Raw genomic sequence first — 19,090 nt, 5'->3', positions numbered from 1 at the left:
TGCTTATCTCAAGCGATTGATTTAAAGTAAATAATGCGAGGCCATCACTGGCCCCGAGCAAATAAATTAACGATTCTGATGCTGGTTCTTGTGTTTGATCCAGTGATTTAATGTTTCAAATAATTCGTTAAGCACTATGGGTTTAGTGATGTGGGCATTCATCCCCGCCGCTAAACTCTTTTCCCTGTCGCCCGACATGGCATGGGCTGTCATGGCAATGATAGGCAGTTCATCGGCACTAAAACGCTCACGCAATGCCCTTGCGGCCGTTAACCCGTCCATCACTGGCATTTGAATATCCATCAACACAGCATCAAACGGCCGCGAGTCGATAGTATCCAGCGCCACTTGACCATTGTCGGCCAGCACCACTTCGTAGCCAGCGCTCTTAAGAAGTTCAGTGGCCACTTGCTGGTTGATAAAGTTATCCTCCACCAGCAGCACTAAACCTGTGTGCTCCCCTTCCTCAACTTGAACTTCAACCATAGGCTGAACCACATTCAATCTCGGTTCATCGGCAAAGGCGGCAATGATCTCATCGAACAGACTCGATGCCTTAAACGGTTTTTGTAGTACGGCAAACACATTGGCACTATCGACTTCATGCTGCAAGGGCTCTGCCGCATAGGCCGTCATCATAATAATCACCGGCCGTTTCGCTAAGCGGCCTTCGGCGACCATAGTATCTATGGCACTGACCACATCGCTACCGTCCATTTCTGGCATCATCCAGTCGAGCAATAACAGATCGATTGGTGCCCGCGACAGTTTGTAAAGCGCTTCGGCGCCGCTGGCGGCAGTATCAACGTCGAAGTGGAAATCTCGCATCAAGGTCGAATAAATTTGCAGTGCCGTCGGGTTATCGTCAACGACTAAGGTACGTAGACTATTGAGTTTTTCCGGCACGACCAAAGGTTCAATCTTAGCGGCTTCGGCAATTTCAAAACTGATGGTGAAGCTAAAGGTACTACCGACCCCAAGCTCACTCTGCACTTGCATCTTGCCGCCCATCATAGACACCAGATGCTTACTGATCGACAAACCTAAGCCCGTGCCACCGTATTTACGGGTGGTCGAACCGTCGGCTTGGGCGAAGGCATCAAACAACTTATCCTGTTGATCTTTACCTATGCCGATCCCCGTATCGCGCACCCAGAACTTCAAGGTAATCCGATGATCCCGCTCGCCGACATCTTCACAGCCGAGCTCAATCTCGCCAGATTGGGTAAATTTCACCGCATTCGATAACAGGTTAATCAGCACTTGGCCTAAGCGTAGCGGATCGCCCTTAAGAATGAGTCCCGCCGTCACAGGGGCATACAAGAGTAACTCAACGCCCTGTTCCTGTGCCTTAAGCGCATTGAGATCCAGAGCGTGATCGAGCACTTTATCAAGCGGGAACGGCACCCGCTCAAGCTCCAACTTACCCGCCTCAATTTTAGAGAAGTCGAGAATATCGTTGATGATCCTCAGCAGCGATTGTGCCGAGAAACCGGCTTTTTCGAGGTAATCTTTCTGCTGCGCCGTTAACGAAGTACGCTGTGCCAACTGCAACATACCGATAATGGCGTTCATCGGCGTGCGGATCTCATGGCTCATGTTGGCCAAGAATTCACTCTTGTAGAGATTAGCGAGTTCGGCGTCTTGCTTGGCTTCGAGCAACGCCACTTCGTTACTCTTATGGCGGGTAATATCCTTATGGGTACCAAGCATACGTTTGGGCTGACCTTCGGCGGTGAACTCCACCACACGACCACGGGATAACACCCAGTGATAGCAGCCATTTTTACCTAACATACGGAATTCAATTTCGAAAGCACCGACGGGATCAGCAAGATACTGAGCACGGTATTCCTCGACGCGAATACGATCGTCGGGGTGGGATAATTCATCAATCGTCGATACTAAAGCTGGGAATTCATTGGTTTTATAACCCAACATAGAATAATAGGCTGGGTTACAAATGATCTGTTCAGAGTCTAAATACCAGTCCCACAGGCCATCTTCCACCGCATCCATGGCTAAGTGATAACGCTCTTCGGACAGGCGTAATTGTTCAGCGGATTCGTATTCCCGCGTCACATCACGCCACACGGCAATCAATCCCTGCAGTTCGCCGCGGCGATTGTAGAAAGGCAGTTTGAGGGTATCAAGCAGCACAGGTTTACCCGCAAGCTCGACCTTTTCTTGGTAACGCAGCGGCGTGCGATCTTTTAAGACTTGTTCGTCTTCGGCGCGGATACGTATGCCCATTTCAGGCGAGGTCAAATCCTCAGATGATAAACCTATCATCTCGCTCTCTGTGTAACCCAGCATGCGTTCAGCCGCCTTGTTACAACCTAAATAGTTGCCTTCTTTATCTTTAAAGACAATCGCTTCAGGAATCGAGTCAAGCAGGGATCGCAGTAGCGCATATTCGCGCTCACGCCGCTCTGTGGTGTCTTTTAAGCGTTCAGTACGCCGCGCCACTAGCTTATCGAGCCGCTTATTCTGCTCAGCCAGATGGTGGGTATATTGTTTGTTTTCCTCAAAGATCCGACTGACCAACAAGAACCAAGGTTCCCAGCCGCGGGTGATTTTCTCCGGTGGCTTACGCGGCTCTTGGGAGCAACCTTCAAGGTGCGACAGTAGTCGCGAGGCTGGACTCACAAAAGATCGACGCGTCTGCCAATGCACTATGGTCACCAACACCGACAGGGCGATAACCACTAAAATAAACGTCAGCTGCAGTTTTTCCCACGAGTCTTGGAATAGGTCGTCTTCATCCTGCAAATACAGTAAACGCCAAGGCGCGTTATGCAGGGCAACCGAGTGGATGTAATAGCCGTTACGAATGATGCCGTCGTGGGCATCGAACAATTCCGACTCGGGTAAAGAATGCAGCTCAGAGGGAATACGTTGGCTGATGTGATAAACCCGATTGATATCTGAGCTATCAAAATCGCTGTGGGATAAAATATTGTTCTGTTGGTCGAGCAAAATCACTGTGCCCGGCATCTTAAAGTAAACCCGAATTTGCCGCGCTAACGAGGCAAGCGTCATGTCTAAGTTGATTGAGCCAATGAACTCATCATCCAAATAAATGGGCACACCTAAAGTGGTCAATAAGCCTTTGCCCGTGGAGTCAACATAGGCTTCACTCCAAAATACACTGCGCTGCGGATTCATTGCTGGGGTGGCGTATTGGAACTGTTTCTTGTTGAGTAATTCGTCCCTAAAACGTTGATCGTCATTCGACCAAGGGAAATAGGACATGATCCTACGTTTCGACAGGTAATAAATCGCCGAGGCTTTCGGGGCGGCTTCTTTGGCGACGGGGAATGACAATGACAGCTCAAACAACATCTCAAGCTCTTGATAGAACTTGTCGTCGCGGCCGTCGAGGGAACCCGCACCAGTAATCCTACCCATGTTGGTAAAAGGCTCACCGCTCTGGGCGTAGCTAGGTTCTAAGGTAAAATACTGGCCGCTTTCGTTGAATTTACCGTATTGGGGTAAGCGTTCTTTACGTACGAGTTCGCCCAAACGTAAATGATCCACAGCAACGTTGCGTAAGCTTTTTACCGCTCTAATGCTCGACTCAAGTAGCAAATCGATTTGCAATACATGGCGCTGAACCTGCTCTTCACGCTGTTCCATCTGCTGTGCTTTTTGGCGGTCGAAAAACATCCATGCGGTCAACAAAGACATGACGATAACGCCGATGTACGTATAAAAAACGGCACGGTTGTAGTTCTTCTGGATCGGCGATTTTAGTTGGAGATCCGGCTCACTCGATTTCATCCACTACCCTTGATTGCAGCGCTTAATTTCAGCCTACGGCGGCAAAAACTATGAGCTCCATATAGTAGCAGGAAGGAACTGCCAATCACATAAAATAATTGTCAGATAAAGCCTACTCATACCACTGATAAGTCGATTAAAAATCTACTACTCCACAAAATTAAGGCCTCCATATCTGAGGCCTTAGTCATTACCCTAAATTAAACTGACCTGCTTTACAGATGCTCTTCAGCGTATTCCGCTAAGCGTGAACGCACCACGCCATTCAGATACACGTTGGCACTGCCTTCAAAGTCCTTAAAACGTTCGACAATATAGGTTAAACCTGAGGTAACAGCAGTTAAGTAGTTAGAGTCAATTTGCGCTAAGTTACCGCAACAAATCAATTTTGTGCCTTCGCCCATACGGGTGATCATGGTTTTGATCTGCGAGGCAGTGAGGTTTTGGCATTCATCTAATAACACTATGGAGTTTTGGATCGACCGCCCGCGCATAAAGTTTATCGACTTAAACTGAATGTTAGCCTTCTCCATGATGTAGTTCATGCTGCCCGTGGGATTCACATCATTCTTATGCAGCACTTCGAGCGTATCGGTAATCGCGGCCAGCCACGGCATCATCTTCTCCTCTTCCGTGCCGGGCAAGAAGCCGATAGATTCGGCGATTTCAGGGGTGTTACGGGTGACAATCACTTTGTCGTAGCGATTACGCTCGACCACCAGTTCCAACGCCGCCGCCATGGCCAGCAAGGTTTTACCGCAACCCGCAGGGCCAGTTAAGATCACCAGATCGATATCGGGATCGAGCAGCGCCTGCAATGCCATGCCTTGATAGACGTTTTTAGGTTTAACACCCCATGCCTCGAGGTTTTTCACCCGCTCACGGCCTAAATCTAAAATATGTAAATGGGTGTCTGTGCGCTCGATAACACGACCGCAAAAATCAGACTCTGTATCGATAAGATATTGGTTGATATAAAAATTATCATTTTCGAGGTCTTTGAGCGGTACTTCATGCACTGTATGTCTACCGTGGCGCTCGGTGGAGACCTTGTTCAAGTGCTCCCAAAAATTACCTTCGAACTGGTAAAAGCCTTTACTGAGGAAGCGGATATCATCGATCAACTGGTCAGTTCGATAATCCTCAACCAATTGAATACCCGCACCTTTGGCTTTAAGGCGCATATTGATATCTTTGGTGACTAAGACAACGGTACGGGGATGATGTAGGTTTTGTAGATGTAGCGCGGTATTGATAATGCGATTGTCGTTTCCATCTCCTGGCAGTGCGCCTAAGGTAAAATCGACAAGGTGATCAGGGAAAATTGAGAGCGAACCGACGGCATCGGCATGACCCTCTCGGCTGGGTAAAGGAACGCCATTGATAATCTGCTCAGGGGTAGTTTCACCGCCTAGGGTATCTTCCAATGCCCTGATAGCAACCCGAGCATCACGACTCACATCACTCTTTCGATCTTTAATCTGGTCCAACTCTTCTAGCACTGTCATCGGAATGACCACATCGTGCTCTTTAAACGAATAGATCGCCAAAGGTTCATGTAGTAACACATTGGTATCCAGTACAAACAACTTTCTGTCGTCTTGTTCCATGGCGCCTCCAGAGTGCTTCATTAAAGTTTAAACACACTTTTGAGTCTCAATAAAAGTTACACGGCTCCTATTACTGGCTAAACATATGGCAAAGAATGATCATAAGGTTCAAGTTGATAGCACTTTACTCGCACTTAAACCATAAGTTGATATTGGCACCAAACTCACAAGATAACAATACAGCAACCATTGTTTACCTTACAGACTCGAAGCAGTGTATAACCGCAGATGTGACATTAGCGTGACAGTTTCATGTACTGCCACGACAATTTTGTCGCTTGTACAATTTGTAATCTAGCACTCTGGGAATTAGGCTCTAACGGGTGAGAGGGCGATTTAAATATCACGAGTATTGGTATAACATACGCGCCCTTTGTTAGAGTCCGCCTAGAAATGAGAATTTAAGATGCCGTTCGCCTTAGGTCAACGTTGGATAAGTGATACCGAGTCAGAGCTTGGTTTAGGAACTGTGGTTCAAGTAGAAGGCCGTATGGTCACTGTATTATTCCCTGCCACGGGTGAGAACCGCATGTTCTCCCGAGCAGAAGCCCCTCTGACACGCGTTATATACAATCCCGGCGATTCGGTTGAAAGCCATGAAGGCTGGAGCCTTGCGGTCAGTGAATTGACAGAGAAAGACGGGATAGTGATCTATCACGGCATTCACAGTGAGACAGGCGAGCAAGCTACACTGCGTGAAACCCTGCTGAACCACAATATTCGTTTCAACAAACCCCAAGACCGTTTATTTGCTGGCCAAATCGATCGCCTCGACCGTTTTGGTGTGCGTTATCAATGCCAAATGTTGCGCCACAAACTGGCCTCATCGGATTTGCTGGGTCTGCAAGGTCCACGTGTTGGACTTATTCCGCATCAAATGTGGATTGCCCATGAAGTCGGCCGTCGCTATGCACCGCGTGTACTGTTAGCCGACGAAGTGGGTTTAGGTAAAACTATTGAAGCGGGTCTGATTATTCACCAACAACTGCTTACTGGCCGCGCCGAACGCATTCTGATTATCGTGCCCGATACTCTGCGCCATCAGTGGTTAGTGGAAATGCTGCGCCGCTTTAATCTGCGCTTTTCGGTATTCGATGAAGACCGTTGTGTAGAAGCCTATGCCGATCACGACAATCCTTTCTACACAGAACAGTTAGTGATTTGTTCACTCGAATTACTGCGTAAGAAAAAACGTCTTGATCAAGCCCTAGATGCCGATTGGGATCTGTTAGTGGTTGACGAAGCGCACCACTTAGAATGGACCGAAGAAGCGCCAAGCCGCGCCTATCAAGTGGTTGAAGCATTAAGCGAAGTCATCCCAGGCGTTTTGCTGTTAACCGCAACGCCGGATCAACTTGGCCATGAAAGTCACTTCGCCCGTTTGCGTCTGCTCGATCCGGATCGTTTCTACGATTACGATGCTTTCTTAGCTGAAGAAGACAGTTATAAAGACGTCGCCATTGCCGCCGAAGCCTTAGCTGGCAACGCTAAATTACCCGATGCCGCCATCAACAGCTTGACCGAATTACTGAGCGAGAAAGATATCAGCCCAAGTATTCGTTTAATCCAAGCCGACGGTATTGATGCCGAAGTACAACAGGCCGCCCGTAGCGAATTACTGCAAGAATTACTTGACCGTCACGGTACTGGCCGCGTGTTATACCGAAACAGCCGCGCCTCGGTAAAAGGCTTTCCAAAGCGTTTCTTTAACGCTTATCCCCATGCCATGCCAGATCAATATCAAACTGCCGCACGCGTCAGCGGCATGATGGGCGGACACAAGTCATTAGAGGCGAAAGCGGCGCAAGCCCTAAGCCCTGAAAAACTGTATCAAGAATTTGAAGATAACAGCGCCAGTTGGTGGAAGTTCGATCCCCGTGTGGATTGGTTAATCGAGTTCTTAAAATCCCACCGTAGCAAAAAAGTGCTGATCATCGCCAGCCAAGCGGAAACGGCCCTGAGCTTAGAAGAAGCCCTGCGCACCCGCGAAGGGATTCAAGCAACGGTATTCCACGAAGGCATGTCGATTATCGAGCGCGATAAAGCCGGCGCTTACTTTGCCCAAGAGGAAGGCGGCGCACAGGCGCTGATCTGCTCTGAAATTGGTTCTGAAGGCCGTAACTTCCAGTTTGCCAGCCACTTAGTGCTGTTTGATCTGCCACTAAACCCCGATCTATTGGAACAGCGAATCGGTCGTTTAGACCGTATCGGCCAGAAAAATGATATCCAAATTCACTTGCCATACCTTGAAGATACCGCCCAAGAACGTTTGATGCAGTGGTATCACCAAGGGCTAAATGCCTTTGAACTCACTTGTCCGAGTGGCCATGTGCTTTACAGTGAATTTGCCGAAGATCTGCTAAACGTGCTTGTGGGTGATGACAGCGACGAGCTGACAAACCTGCTCAATCACACCCAGAGCCGTTATAAAGAACTCAAGCACGCGATGGAGCAAGGCCGCGACAAGCTGCTGGAAATCAACTCACACGGCGGCGAGAAGGCACTGGCAATCGTCAACCGCCTTGCCCAAAGTGACGGTGATACTCATTTAATCGGCTCAGTGATCCGTCTGTGGGATATTATCGGTGTTGATCAAGAAGATAAGGGTGAAAACTCGATTATTCTGCGCCCGAGTGAGCACATGATGTTCCCAACTTATCCTGGCTTGCCAGAAGATGGCGTAACAGTGACCTTTGATCGTGACACAGCGTTATCACGCGATGATATTGCGCTGATCACCCAAGAACATCCGCTGGTGCAAACAGGGCTCGATCTGATCACAGGTTCTGAAACTGGCACCACCAGCGTCGCAATTCTAAAGAATAAAGCCCTGCCAGCAGGCACCTTATTCTTAGAACTCATCTACATGGCCGATGCTTCAGCACCTAAGTCGAGCCAGCTGTACCGTTATTTACCGCCTACCCCCATTCGCGTGCTGCTGGATAAAAACGGTAACGATCTATCGGCTAAAGTGGATTACGCCAGTTTCGATAAACAACTGAGCGCGGTGAATCGTCACATTGGCGGCAAGTTAGTCACCGCATCTCAGCCAATTCTGCATCCGTTATTTGCTAAGGGTGAGGAATATGCTCAAGTGGTTGTGGATGAAATGGTTGCCCAAGCCAGAGAGAAAATGACTCAACAACTGAGCACAGAGCTTGATCGTTTAGAGTCACTTAAGGCGGTGAACCCCAATATCCGTGAGGAAGAATTGGAATACCTGCGTAATCAGATGCAAGAGTTAAACACTTATCTGGATGCCAGCCAGTTACAACTCGATGCGATCCGTATGGTCCTCGTTAGCCACGTATAGACCCAAGCGGAACAGCAGGTTTCCATCAATTAGCCCAGCCTCAGCGTTGGGCTTTTTTGTGCCCTGTGGCTTTCGATTACAAGTGACTTTTTATACTAAATGACAGGTGCAATTCTTTGGCGAGGAAAATTCACTTTTTGGTAATTGTTCAGGTTATACTCAAACACTGATGAATTTATGAGACTACACAGGTGGTTATCAATTCTATGCCGCGCATTCTTTCACTCCTCTTTTGCCTCATTCTCGGCATCACAACCATCGCTACCTACGCGGCAGACACGACAACAACTCCGCCAACATCTGCGCCAGCCGAAATCAGTGCCAAAAAGTCGAATCACAGCTATCTACCCACAAATGAAATTAAACAAATCACGATTGATAATCAGCCCTACGATTTGTTAGTGCGACCATGGGAAGGTAAAAAGAAACTTGGTGCGGCGATAATCCTGCCCGCCACCAATGGTACCGCAGACGCGCCTGGATTGATGGCGTTTGTACGCCGCAATATCAATCCTGCTGGTTGGGCCAGCTTAAGTTTAACTCCGCCAACTGAAATGCCCGCAGCTAACTTTGCTACCGCCGCTACTGAAGTGACCTCGCCTGGCGCCGCGCAATTAAGCTCACCGTCCAACAAACCAAGCCCTAAAATCAAGCCCGAAGATAACAGCAAGCACCAGCAAGAGCAGGAAGATTTTCTCGTCAAAAGCATGTCGCAGTTAGATGCCGTCGGTGCAGATTATGCAGGAAAACGTATTTTGATCACCGCCGACCAAAGTGCAGGATTATTGATTAGCCTATTAAGCCAGAAGAAGATTGCCGATCCTGATGTGCTGATTGTCATCAATCCCTATCGAGAAGACGAACAGCGTAATCAAGCACTCGCAGAACAACTGGCAAAACTCACGCTGCCCATTTTAGATATTCAATCGCCAGACGGTCACCCAGCCTCATTGGAGACGGCCGACAATCGCAAAAAACTCGCGGTGACCTTAGAAAGCCCTAACTATCGCCAAACTACCCTAGCGCTCAATTTAGATAACGAGAGCGCATGGCAGAATTGCTTAAATGCGATTAAAGGCTTTTCAGCCCGAATGAGCGGCGCGCAGTAAAAACGGCGATTCAAGCTAATTCAGACAAAATAGCATTACCAACCCGATTGGCGATCCCGATAGGGTTTCTGCGGATCTTTCAGCTGACGCGTCGCCGCTATCTTGCTATTTTTGCCTAACAATAACCGAATCTGACTAATAGACTCGCGGCATAGCAGGCTACGAATAGAAGCAGTCCAACTGCGATTAATGCTAAGTTTGATGGCCGCTGCCGCATCCGGTGAGGTTTGCATCAGTTGCCGCGCCAATTGCTCAGCGGCTTCCATGGGCGTCTCACTCACTTGTGTCACGAGTCCTAAGGCCAGCGCTTCATGACTCTCAAGCACTTTTGCCGTCAGGCTAAGTAACATGGCTTGATCCTTAGGCATAATTTGCCTTAATGCGACTAAACCCGCCATATCTGGCACGAGTCCCCATTTCGCTTCCATGATAGATAACTTACTGTCGTGGCTAGCAATACGCACATCTGCGCCTAAAGCGATCTGCATACCGCCGCCATAGCAACAGCCCTCAAGCACGGCAATCACTGGCACAGGCAAGGTTTGCCAACCTAGTGACACCCGCTGTGCCAAATTCGCATTCCCCGGTAAACCCTTAAACAGTAACTTAACTGCCTGCATCGGTGCCGACATGACGCTTTTAACATCGAGCCCTGAGCTAAAATGCCCACCCGCTCCCGAGAGGATCACGGCTCGCACCGCACGATTGGATTTAATACTTTTAATCGCACAGTCAAGCTCACTAAACATTAAATAGTTAATAGCATTCATTTTTTCAGGACGATTAAGCAACACGTAGGCGATGCCATCATCGATTTTAACTTGTACACTTTGGCCACTCATGAAATATTCCGTTACTGGTCAGTCCAGAATAAATGTTAACACGTTTGGCATAATTCACTAAAAGATATAACATGAGCCTGTTTTTTGACTTAAGTCAAAATATTGCCAATTCCATCATGGATTGAAGGCAACTTATGTTAGGCTGTCATCACTACGTGCAGTAATCCTAATGTATTTTTCGATTAGATAGCCTTAGCAAGCTCAATAATTAAGCGTATTTAACCGCTAGCTATTTAACTGCTAAAAATCGACACCAGTATCGCAATGCTACCTGCAGCGAAGGATGATTGGGCAGCCATATATGGATTCTATAGTCCTTTTTTAGTCACTATATCCTTGTTATTTACTAAACATTAGCCAGTTCGATTTAAGATTCAGCATGATTTGATTCAACAATGATTCAAATTTTAATGCCATCAGAAAATATAAATTTATCAATGATATCTATAAGTTACATATAAAAGATATTAATCAGACTTGCCCGAAGAACGCAATTCGTCAGTCAGACCTAAAAAATAAGTGTTATCTTCAATAAATGGGCAAATAAGGATCACTAGTCAGCATGTCAATATCTGTACTCATCTGTGACGATTCCGCCATGGCACGTAAGCAAATGGCCCGCACACTTCCCAAAGAGTGGGATGTGGAAATAACTTATGCGACCAATGGTGCCGAAGGCCTTGATGCCATCCGCGCTGGAAAAGGCGAAGTGGTGTTTCTTGATCTCAACATGCCTGTAATGGACGGTTATGAAGTACTGCAAACCGTCCAGCAACAGGACTTACCCGCGCTGATTATTGTGGTATCCGGCGATATTCAAATCAAAGCTCACGAGCGGGTTAAAGCCTTGGGTGCGTTAGATTTTATTCAAAAACCGGTGAGCGCCGATGCCATCAGCAACATTTTACAAGATTACGGCATCTTAACGCTGACGCAGAAAGATCTCACCGACGAAGTCCCGATGATCAAAGTCGACATGCGCGACGCTTGCCAAGAAATAGCCAACGTTGCCATGGGACGCGCCGCCGATCTGTTAGCTAAGTTACTCGATGTATTCGTGTTACTACCTATCCCTAATGTGAACGTGCTTGAAGTCAGTGAGTTAACCATGGCGCTCAAAGCCACGGAAGAAAGCTCAACTGTATCAGCACTCTGCCAAGGTTTTATCGGTGCGGGTATTGCGGGAGAAGCCCTGCTTTTGTTCCATGATTCCAGCTTTAAGGACATGGCCAAGCTGATGGGATTAACTAATCCAGAAGACAAAAATACTGAGATAGAAGTCCTAATTGATACTGGAAACGTACTGATAGGCGCTTTCCTTAACGGCATTTCTGAACAGCTCGACATGAAATTTAGTCAGGCTCACCCTGTCGTGCTGGGACGGCACTGCACGGTTAACGATCTGATCCATGATAATTCAGAGAAATGGCACCGAACTTTGGCAATGGAGATCAACTATCGGATTGAAGATCATAATATTCAATGCGATTTGCTACTGCTCTTCACCGAGGATTCTATCCCCACACTTAGCTATAAACTCGGCTATTTACTCGATTAACCAGTTGGATTTTATCCTATGTCAAATGACCAAAGCGCAATGAACGAACTACACTGGCTCATCGATATGGTACAAACCATAGAGGTGGGATTAGTGGTATTAGATCGCCATTACAATATCCAGCTGTGGAACGGTTTTATGGAGAATCACAGCGGTGTTTCCCCTAATTCGATCAAAGGTCAAAACCTATTTACCCGCTTCCCCGATCTGCCTGCCACTTGGTTAAAGCAGAAAATGGAATCGGTTTTCATGCTTAAAAACCGTGCTTTTATTAGCTGGGAACAACGTCCGTACGTTTTCCAATTTAAAAACTATCGCCCGATTACAGGCCGTGCAGACTATATGTACCAGAACGTGACCCTGCTGCCGCTGGCATCGCTCACGGGACAAGTGACCCATATCAGTGTGATTATTTATGACGTGACAGATATCGCCATCAACAAATTGCAACTTAAAGCTGCCAACGAGCAACTCGAACGCCTTAGCCAAACCGATGGTCTAACTCAGTTGCATAATCGTCGTCATTGGCAAGAGTGTTTAGACCACGAGTACGACTTGTATGCCCGCTACTCAGGTATGGCAAGTTTAGTCATGATAGATATCGATAACTTTAAACATATCAACGACAGCTATGGTCATGTGGCGGGTGATAAAGTCATTCAGCATATTGCGCACTTACTCAGCCAATCCTTACGTGATACCGACTGTGCAGGGCGTTATGGCGGCGAAGAATTTGCGGTTGTATTGCCTAAAACCAGCGGCGCAGATGCGATGAACTTTACCGAGCGACTCAGGGAGAAAATCGCCGCATCCGTCATAGTGTATGAAAGCCTTAAGATTACTGTGACGGTAAGTTTAGGCGTATGTGAAATTGGCTCCCATATTACCAGCAGTTCTAGCTGGATCTCCTGCTCCGATAAAGCCCTGTACGAAGCGAAACAAAAAGGCCGTAACTGCAGTGTTTTACATACGAGTAAAACAAGTAAATCCTAAGTATACCCAATAAAAATGCCCATCAATGATGGGCATTTTTATTTAAAACGAGTGAAGATTAAACTCGAGATCCGCCAACGAATTAATGAGGAAAACCATCATCTTCTTCGTCTTCATCTTCTTCGTCATCCATTTCATCGCCGACGAAATAGGTACCCCAACCGTCATATTCCACTTTCTGCTTTACCGCTAATTGCAGCAATTGCTCGGCCGCTTTGTCCAGTAATTCAACATCCAGTTTGTGGTGTGCGACAGCATCGAAACAGAAGATAATTGAACCATCCTCCAGTTCCATTTCTTCGGCATCATTCACCTCAAAACCTAATTTGAAGGCGTCCACAGCCGCTTTTTCAAGACGGTCAAAATTGGTCGATGAAAAGTGATGCTCAATAACATATTCCGCATCAGGCTCTGAGCCATCGTCAAGCAGGGCTTGCACTATGTCACGATTCTCTGCAAGTTGGGCTTTTAACTGACTTTCAATAGACATGGATTTGTCTCCGTTAAGGTAAATCTGGCTCAAATTGGCATTATACCCAAACAACCTGAAGATGCAGGATTCAGCGGGAATTTAACGCACTTTAGGTAAGGCGGTTATTTGCAGACCTAGCGGGCTAAGTTAAAAATAACCAACTCAGCATAAAGTGCTTTAAAACCCGCCGGGACGGAGCGCCTAGGGCACTCCATTTCCGTGTTGCATCAATTCAAAAGGTGACCGACATTCTTTCATTGATGCGCCTTGAATTGAAACACCCTAGGCGCTCTGAAACTCGTATCTTCAGGTAGCTTGGGTATATTATACGTCATCACTCGCGAGAGTTTTACCCATAAGTGCTGCCGCTTCTTGATTTATCTCAGCAAATCTCGCCGACATACTGGCATGAATTTGCGCAGAGAAGTTTTTCACATCGGCTTTATCTAAACCTGCGGTCGGCACAGGTGCCATCATATCGATGATGACGACACCGTTATTCCAGCGATTTAACTTAATATGGCTCTGACACGAAGCAACCACTGGCACCACTGGTACTCCCGCCGCGATTGCAGTATGGAAAGCTCCCGCTTTAAAAGGTAACAGACCACGCCCACGCGAACGTGTACCTTCAGGAAAAATCCATACGGATAGATTCTTCTGCTTAATTTTTTCAACCGTTTTAGCCATAGTATCAAAGGCACTGTGACGGTTTTTACGGTCGATAAGAATATTTCCTGACAACCAATAGATTTGACCGAATAGCGGCATCCACGCCAAACTCTTCTTGCCTAAACTCACTGTACCTTTAGGAACTGCTGTCGTATGAGTAAAGAGATCAAAGTTATTCTGATGATTTGCTAAGAAAATATACGGGCCGTCCTGCACATCTTCGTGCCGGCGAACAATCACTTTAATCCCAAGGATTGGCGCAACCGATGAGAAGATCTTGGCGAACATATGTACATTGTCGCGATGGCGAGGCCTTAATAAACACACTAAGCCACCAAAAATAAAGGCAAGCAACAAGGATACCGCCAACAACATTGATCTGACGATTAAAAGCACGATTTACTCCGACTGTAAAAGTGGCGACAGTATAGCCACCATGGCTTTGGGACTCAATATATTGTTTACATCTGTAAGCTGACTTGCTAACAAGCAAGCAAAAAAAGCCCATCGATATACTGAACCTCCAGTGTATCGATGGGCTTTAAGATTAATATCGAACTAAGCGTGGTGCTTGGGTAAGATTTCAGGCTCAGTTGCCTGAGGTGAGACTTTACTTAACACAAAGCGGATAACTAAGGCACTCACGGCCAAAGTCGCGACAATTGCCGCACCACTAGGGAGATCTAAGGTCGTCGACAGAACTAAGCCCAAAACATAGCCCAGTAAACCGACGAGGTAAGCGTAAAATAGCCGACCTTTACCACGGTACTTGTTCAACGCTAAAGCTGGCAATATCAAGGTACTGAACACCAGATAAACGCCTACTAATTCAACCGATAAGGTAATCACTAGCGCAAATAGCAGATAAAATCCTGCCCCGTCCAACATCTGGGGGCGCAGGAATATCGCTAATAACACCAGTGAATACACTACGGCCGGCAAAATCAGTTGTGACCAACTCACCCACAGGATCTGACCTGACATCAATTGCTTTAACAACTCGGCGCCATGTGGGTCGTTTGCCAGCAACAGCATTGCGGCCACCGCAGACAAGACGTAAAAGCAGCCAATCATAGCCTCCAACTCACCCGCCATACGCTTAGCTAACCAAGCGATAAACCCTGCACCAGCAAGGGCAAACAGCGCTGGCATCCACACATTAGCAAACGGCATATCTTCTAATCTGTGGTCCATGTGAGCGACAATCGCGCCTAAAGCGGCAACTTGCGCTATCGCTAAATCAATAAAAATGATGCCACGCTTAAGCACTTGTCTCCCAAGTACAATATGCGTCGACAACACTAAGATCCCCGCTGCCAATGCAGGTAACAGAATCGACATCAGCTCAAGATCAAACATAGGTTTATTTCACTCCATTTAAGAGGGAAATCACGCTGTCATACAGGCTAAATAAATCTTGGCTCTTATCATTCCCCCCCACAGACATAGGCAGCATTACCACGGGCAAGTTCGCTTTTTCACCCAGCCATTTTGCACCGCGTTCATCCTGATAAGATGCCACAACTACGGCCAGAATATCCCCCTGCTCGGCGCGCGTCAGCAGACTCGCTAAGTGGCCGCTAGTGGGAGCTAAACCCGGTTTTGGCTCTAAATCTGCCACTTGCTCGATACCAATCCAGTTGAATAAGTATCTGAAGCTTGAGTGGTAAGCGATCACTTTTTTACCTTGTAATCCCTTAGCTTGCGCTTCCCAACGCGGGACTGCGGCTTGCCAGCGAGTGGTAAAATCTGCCAGTGACTGTTGATAATCGGCCGCACCAGCAGGATCTAACTGAGTCAGCTTAGCACTCAGTGCCGTGGCGACTTTTAACAGTCGCGTCGGGTCAAAATGAATATGTGGATTGCCTTGAGCATGCACATCCCCCATGCTGCGATCGACACTGGCCAGTTTATCTAAAGTTTCAATTTGATCGGCTGCGAAAAATAAGCCTTGCTCGGTCGAGCGCACTTTTGCGTTTGCCGACTTCATCTGCAGCATAGGTAACCAACCCACTTCAAGATCGGCACCTGCGCACACCACAAGATCCGCCTGACGCATTTTAGCGATCAAACTCGGACGCGCCTGCACTTGGTGAGGGTCTTGTAATGCCGTCGTTGCCGAATAGATGCTAGCCGTTGGAGCAAGCTCCTTGGTCAATGCCGCGTATTCAGGTTCACAGGCAAACACATTCAGCTCGGCATGGGCCAAACCAGTATAAGTGACAGATAAGGCCACTGCGGCCAATTTAGCTAAATTAGAATTGATGCGCACCGTGAGCCCCCAGAGACATAATGTATTGAATAGTGAAGATGTTATCGTCTTCTATTCCATCGAAGTTAGTACCCTTTTGATTGGTATACTGGAAACGAACCGTCGAGAAGTGGCTAGAATGCCAAGCCAAACTCACCTCAGATTCCTTCAACTTTTGCCCATGAAAATGATCGCCATGGAGCTCTTGGGTATCAGCTTCACCATAACGCACCCCCGCTGACCAGCTCGGCGTGAATTGGTACACACTGCTCAGATACCAACCTTGGTGGTAATCTTGGCTCGGTGCATCCTCAGGATGTAAATCGATAGGTGTAAAATCGCTCACGCGATAGTACTCACCGCTCACAGTGAGATTTTGATATTTGTAGTTACCGTTAGGCGCCCACTTATAAACAAAATCAGCACCATAGGTATTTTTACCTGTGTAAGATGCGGCATGGCTATGACCTTCGTGCTCATCACCATGGGCATGCTCATCTTCATGTTCCCCTTCTTCATGGGCAGTCACTTGGCCATTTTCGTTGCGCAAGTAACTCAACCCCGCTTGCCATGAGCTGTTATCGCCTATGTCGCCACCAATTTTTGAGTACAAGGTATAAACGCCGACCTTCTTAAACTCACGCTCACCATGCTCATCGGCAGCACGTAAACTATCGCCTTTAAAGGCTTCAACGCCCATGGTCCAATACAAGTCCGTCGGCGCTACGTAGTTAAAACGTATACCGTCATCAAAATAATGTCCCCCTAAGAATGCACGGTAAACCACAGGACGGTCGGTGAAGGAATCAGTATGTAAATGTTGGTTATTGAGGTAACCAATGTCCGATAAGAAACGGCCACCACGGATAGAAAACCCCGCTGGCATTGCCATGGTTTGAATAAAGGCTTCTTCCAGATTCAGTTCAGTCTCACCGTCATGCATTTCAACTACTGCGGTGATTTTACCGTAAAACATATCATCGATATTGGCACTCATCGCCAGTTCAGTTTCACCTAAACCAAAGCCATCTGGACTCTCGGCTAATGGGCGCTCTCCCGTCTGATAATATCCATTTAGCACACCACTGATATTAGGGTTGGTCAAGCTCGAGTCTTCTGCAAATAAGCTAGGCGAAACGAGCGCACACGCCAAAGCCACCAAAGAAATTCGGGTATTTAAAACATTCATGATATCTCCAAAATACAACTAGCACTCGACGACCGATATAAAGTCATCAAGAAATACAATAAGTTAAAATTTTAAGTTGATTTAGAGAGCGAAGGGAGGCGCACGACTGCGATAAACACTGACGTGTTCAAAAATAGAGGAAGGTAAAATAAATTCGACCACATCTAAATGCTGTATAGCTAAATTCAGCGTCAGCGGATGGGTCAATAAAATCTTGTTGAGTTGGTGCTGATGGAAGCACAGAGTACAGTGAGTCTTAGCGCCATCATCAAGATGGGTCACACTATGGGCTGAGGCAGCAAGAGACAGCAATATCAGTACGGCAGCAAGCCATATCGAAATTGTGCGTCTAATGTGACTTTTAAGTCTCACTCAGTCGTCCCCATAGTTAAAAAGTTGCATAAGTCTATGTCAGTGCCATAGCAAGTTGCAATAAGGTAATCGCTTTGCAAAAGGTTACAAGATATTTGAGGTACCCAGTCTTACCAATAACTTCTTGTTTCAATAGCGGTAGGATCTTGCCAGGACACAGGTAAAAAAACGCATTTAAGATTAGCTTAAGTGAGTGTAACTATAGTGTATTTAGTTTTTATGTCTGCGAGCACAATGACGAAATCAAGCTCGATATGGCTCCGTTTTATCCACCTAAAGGCAACTATTATGCTAGCATTTTTTCGTGAAAACTTAGGGCTTATCTTAGGGATAGTCATCTTCAGCGCGGTGATATTTGGTGGTATTTATTACGTTGAGCACTCTTTAACGAGTCAAGAACAAGTCGTGCAGTAAACAAAGACTCATTAACCGCGGCTGCAGTTCACCCCTTAAACCCTCTTCGTTGCATTTTGAGCGCCTGCTAAAGGCGCTCAAATGATGTTCGTCTCTGGAAAATTGTATCGCCGATTTTCCTATCCATAACGAATCCACTTATTAGCCTAACGATACTTCTGCCTTTGATCGCTATCATCGACTTGCTCGGGCGCTTCAATGGTGATGACTTGATCCATAAAATGGCTCACAAACAACAACATCAACGAAAAAATCATTACAGGGATCGCAAAATACCGCACAGAGGAATCAAAGTAACTGTATCCCGCCATAAACACACTCAAATAAAATCCTAATAACTTGAGTTTAGCCAATGTTGGGCTGCGGCCTAACCAAGCCGCACAATGGGGGCAACGCACTTGGGCGTCGAAACCTTTGCCTCTTTGCTGGCTAATGTCACTGACCTTGATGTATTGATTACAATGGGAACACAACATGAAAACACGATTCCTAAATAACGATGCGCAAGTTTA

The 19,090-nt window shown here is 46.9% G+C and carries 15 protein-coding genes; 5 read left to right on the top strand and 10 right to left on the bottom strand.

Features of this window, described 5'->3' with window-relative positions:
• Positions 1-66: 66 nt before the first annotated feature.
• Both L5M11_RS10940 and L5M11_RS10935 read right to left on the bottom strand, forming a co-directional pair.
• A complete protein-coding gene (locus tag L5M11_RS10940) occupies positions 67-3,783 on the bottom strand; it encodes a response regulator (RefSeq protein WP_263182558.1) in 3,717 nt (1,238 codons plus the stop codon).
• 215 nt (positions 3,784-3,998) lie between these two features.
• Positions 3,999-5,393, bottom strand: a complete 1,395-nt coding sequence (locus L5M11_RS10935) for a PhoH family protein (RefSeq protein ID WP_105250289.1) — start codon at positions 5,391-5,393, stop codon at positions 3,999-4,001.
• 406 nt (positions 5,394-5,799) lie between these two features.
• Here L5M11_RS10935 and rapA point away from each other — a divergent pair, with 406 nt between their 5' ends.
• Both rapA and L5M11_RS10925 read left to right on the top strand, forming a co-directional pair.
• Positions 5,800-8,706 carry an RNA polymerase-associated protein RapA gene (rapA, locus tag L5M11_RS10930; RefSeq protein WP_263192081.1) on the top strand — a complete coding sequence of 969 codons (2,907 nt, stop codon included), beginning with the start codon at positions 5,800-5,802 and terminating at the stop codon, positions 8,704-8,706.
• Between the two features lie 206 nt (positions 8,707-8,912).
• Positions 8,913-9,815, top strand: a complete 903-nt coding sequence (locus L5M11_RS10925; RefSeq protein ID WP_173496260.1) for a DUF3530 family protein — start codon at positions 8,913-8,915, stop codon at positions 9,813-9,815.
• 35 nt (positions 9,816-9,850) lie between these two features.
• Here the strand turns inward: L5M11_RS10925 and L5M11_RS10920 are convergent, their stop codons facing one another.
• A complete protein-coding gene (locus L5M11_RS10920; protein WP_131523955.1) occupies positions 9,851-10,657 on the bottom strand; it encodes a crotonase/enoyl-CoA hydratase family protein in 807 nt (268 codons plus the stop codon).
• Positions 10,658-11,219: 562 nt separating this feature from the next.
• On the opposite strand from L5M11_RS10920, the gene L5M11_RS10915 reads away from it, so the two are divergent.
• Both L5M11_RS10915 and L5M11_RS10910 read left to right on the top strand, forming a co-directional pair.
• Positions 11,220-12,215, top strand: a complete 996-nt coding sequence (locus L5M11_RS10915; RefSeq protein ID WP_263192080.1) for a response regulator — start codon at positions 11,220-11,222, stop codon at positions 12,213-12,215.
• An 18-nt stretch (positions 12,216-12,233) separates the two neighbouring features.
• Positions 12,234-13,208 carry a sensor domain-containing diguanylate cyclase gene (locus tag L5M11_RS10910; RefSeq protein ID WP_113939163.1) on the top strand — a complete coding sequence of 325 codons (975 nt, stop codon included), beginning with the start codon at positions 12,234-12,236 and terminating at the stop codon, positions 13,206-13,208.
• A gap of 82 nt (positions 13,209-13,290) precedes the next feature.
• Here L5M11_RS10910 and rraB read toward each other — a convergent pair whose 3' ends face one another.
• The 6 genes from rraB to L5M11_RS10880 form a co-directional block, all read right to left on the bottom strand.
• Positions 13,291-13,698, bottom strand: a complete 408-nt coding sequence (gene rraB / locus L5M11_RS10905; protein WP_113939164.1) for a ribonuclease E inhibitor RraB — start codon at positions 13,696-13,698, stop codon at positions 13,291-13,293.
• A gap of 306 nt (positions 13,699-14,004) precedes the next feature.
• Positions 14,005-14,748, bottom strand: a complete 744-nt coding sequence (locus L5M11_RS10900; RefSeq protein ID WP_105250295.1) for a 1-acylglycerol-3-phosphate O-acyltransferase — start codon at positions 14,746-14,748, stop codon at positions 14,005-14,007.
• Positions 14,749-14,910: 162 nt separating this feature from the next.
• Positions 14,911-15,711, bottom strand: a complete 801-nt coding sequence (locus L5M11_RS10895) for a metal ABC transporter permease (protein WP_263163652.1) — start codon at positions 15,709-15,711, stop codon at positions 14,911-14,913.
• Between the two features lie 4 nt (positions 15,712-15,715).
• A complete protein-coding gene (locus L5M11_RS10890; protein ID WP_173913152.1) occupies positions 15,716-16,624 on the bottom strand; it encodes a metal ABC transporter solute-binding protein, Zn/Mn family in 909 nt (302 codons plus the stop codon).
• On the bottom strand, positions 16,608-17,792 hold the full coding sequence (locus L5M11_RS10885) for a hypothetical protein (RefSeq protein WP_263163654.1): 1,185 nt from the start codon (positions 17,790-17,792) through the stop codon (positions 16,608-16,610). The genes L5M11_RS10890 and L5M11_RS10885 overlap by 17 nt, the downstream gene beginning before the upstream one ends.
• A gap of 81 nt (positions 17,793-17,873) precedes the next feature.
• Positions 17,874-18,164 carry an ABC-type zinc uptake system zinc chaperone gene (locus tag L5M11_RS10880; protein WP_263163656.1) on the bottom strand — a complete coding sequence of 97 codons (291 nt, stop codon included), beginning with the start codon at positions 18,162-18,164 and terminating at the stop codon, positions 17,874-17,876.
• Between the two features lie 288 nt (positions 18,165-18,452).
• Here L5M11_RS10880 and L5M11_RS10875 point away from each other — a divergent pair, with 288 nt between their 5' ends.
• Entirely contained in the window at positions 18,453-18,578 is a 126-nt protein-coding gene (locus L5M11_RS10875; RefSeq protein WP_105250299.1) for a hypothetical protein, read from the top strand.
• A gap of 146 nt (positions 18,579-18,724) precedes the next feature.
• Here L5M11_RS10875 and L5M11_RS10870 read toward each other — a convergent pair whose 3' ends face one another.
• The gene (locus tag L5M11_RS10870; protein ID WP_263192078.1) at positions 18,725-19,054 is read right to left on the bottom strand and encodes a hypothetical protein; all 330 of its coding nucleotides are present in this window, start codon (positions 19,052-19,054) and stop codon (positions 18,725-18,727) included.
• Between the last annotated feature and the right edge of the window lie 36 nt (positions 19,055-19,090).

Source organism: Shewanella sp. SM87 (assembly GCF_025653705.1).
GTDB lineage: Bacteria > Pseudomonadota > Gammaproteobacteria > Enterobacterales > Shewanellaceae > Shewanella > Shewanella oncorhynchi.
Note: the sequence above shows the minus strand (reverse complement) of the source record. Positions and strands in the feature narration are given on the sequence as shown.

What these genes read in the sequence shown, in the direction of transcription:
- L5M11_RS10925 (WP_173496260.1), top strand. Translation starts at nt 8,913, where the DNA reads ATGCCGCGCATTCTTTCACTCCTCTTTTGCCTCATTCTCGGCATCACA.
- L5M11_RS10915 (WP_263192080.1), top strand. Translation starts at nt 11,220, where the DNA reads ATGTCAATATCTGTACTCATCTGTGACGATTCCGCCATGGCACGTAAG.
- L5M11_RS10935 (WP_105250289.1), bottom strand. Translation starts at nt 5,393, where the DNA reads ATGGAACAAGACGACAGAAAGTTGTTTGTACTGGATACCAATGTGTTA.
- L5M11_RS10870 (WP_263192078.1), bottom strand. Translation starts at nt 19,054, where the DNA reads ATGTTGTGTTCCCATTGTAATCAATACATCAAGGTCAGTGACATTAGC.
- L5M11_RS10910 (WP_113939163.1), top strand. Translation starts at nt 12,234, where the DNA reads ATGTCAAATGACCAAAGCGCAATGAACGAACTACACTGGCTCATCGAT.
- rraB (WP_113939164.1), bottom strand. Translation starts at nt 13,698, where the DNA reads ATGTCTATTGAAAGTCAGTTAAAAGCCCAACTTGCAGAGAATCGTGAC.
- L5M11_RS10875 (WP_105250299.1), top strand. Translation starts at nt 18,453, where the DNA reads ATGCTAGCATTTTTTCGTGAAAACTTAGGGCTTATCTTAGGGATAGTC.
- L5M11_RS10920 (WP_131523955.1), bottom strand. Translation starts at nt 10,657, where the DNA reads ATGAGTGGCCAAAGTGTACAAGTTAAAATCGATGATGGCATCGCCTAC.
- rapA (WP_263192081.1), top strand. Translation starts at nt 5,800, where the DNA reads ATGCCGTTCGCCTTAGGTCAACGTTGGATAAGTGATACCGAGTCAGAG.
- L5M11_RS10885 (WP_263163654.1), bottom strand. Translation starts at nt 17,792, where the DNA reads ATGAATGTTTTAAATACCCGAATTTCTTTGGTGGCTTTGGCGTGTGCG.
- L5M11_RS10895 (WP_263163652.1), bottom strand. Translation starts at nt 15,711, where the DNA reads ATGTTTGATCTTGAGCTGATGTCGATTCTGTTACCTGCATTGGCAGCG.
- L5M11_RS10940 (WP_263182558.1), bottom strand. Translation starts at nt 3,783, where the DNA reads ATGAAATCGAGTGAGCCGGATCTCCAACTAAAATCGCCGATCCAGAAG.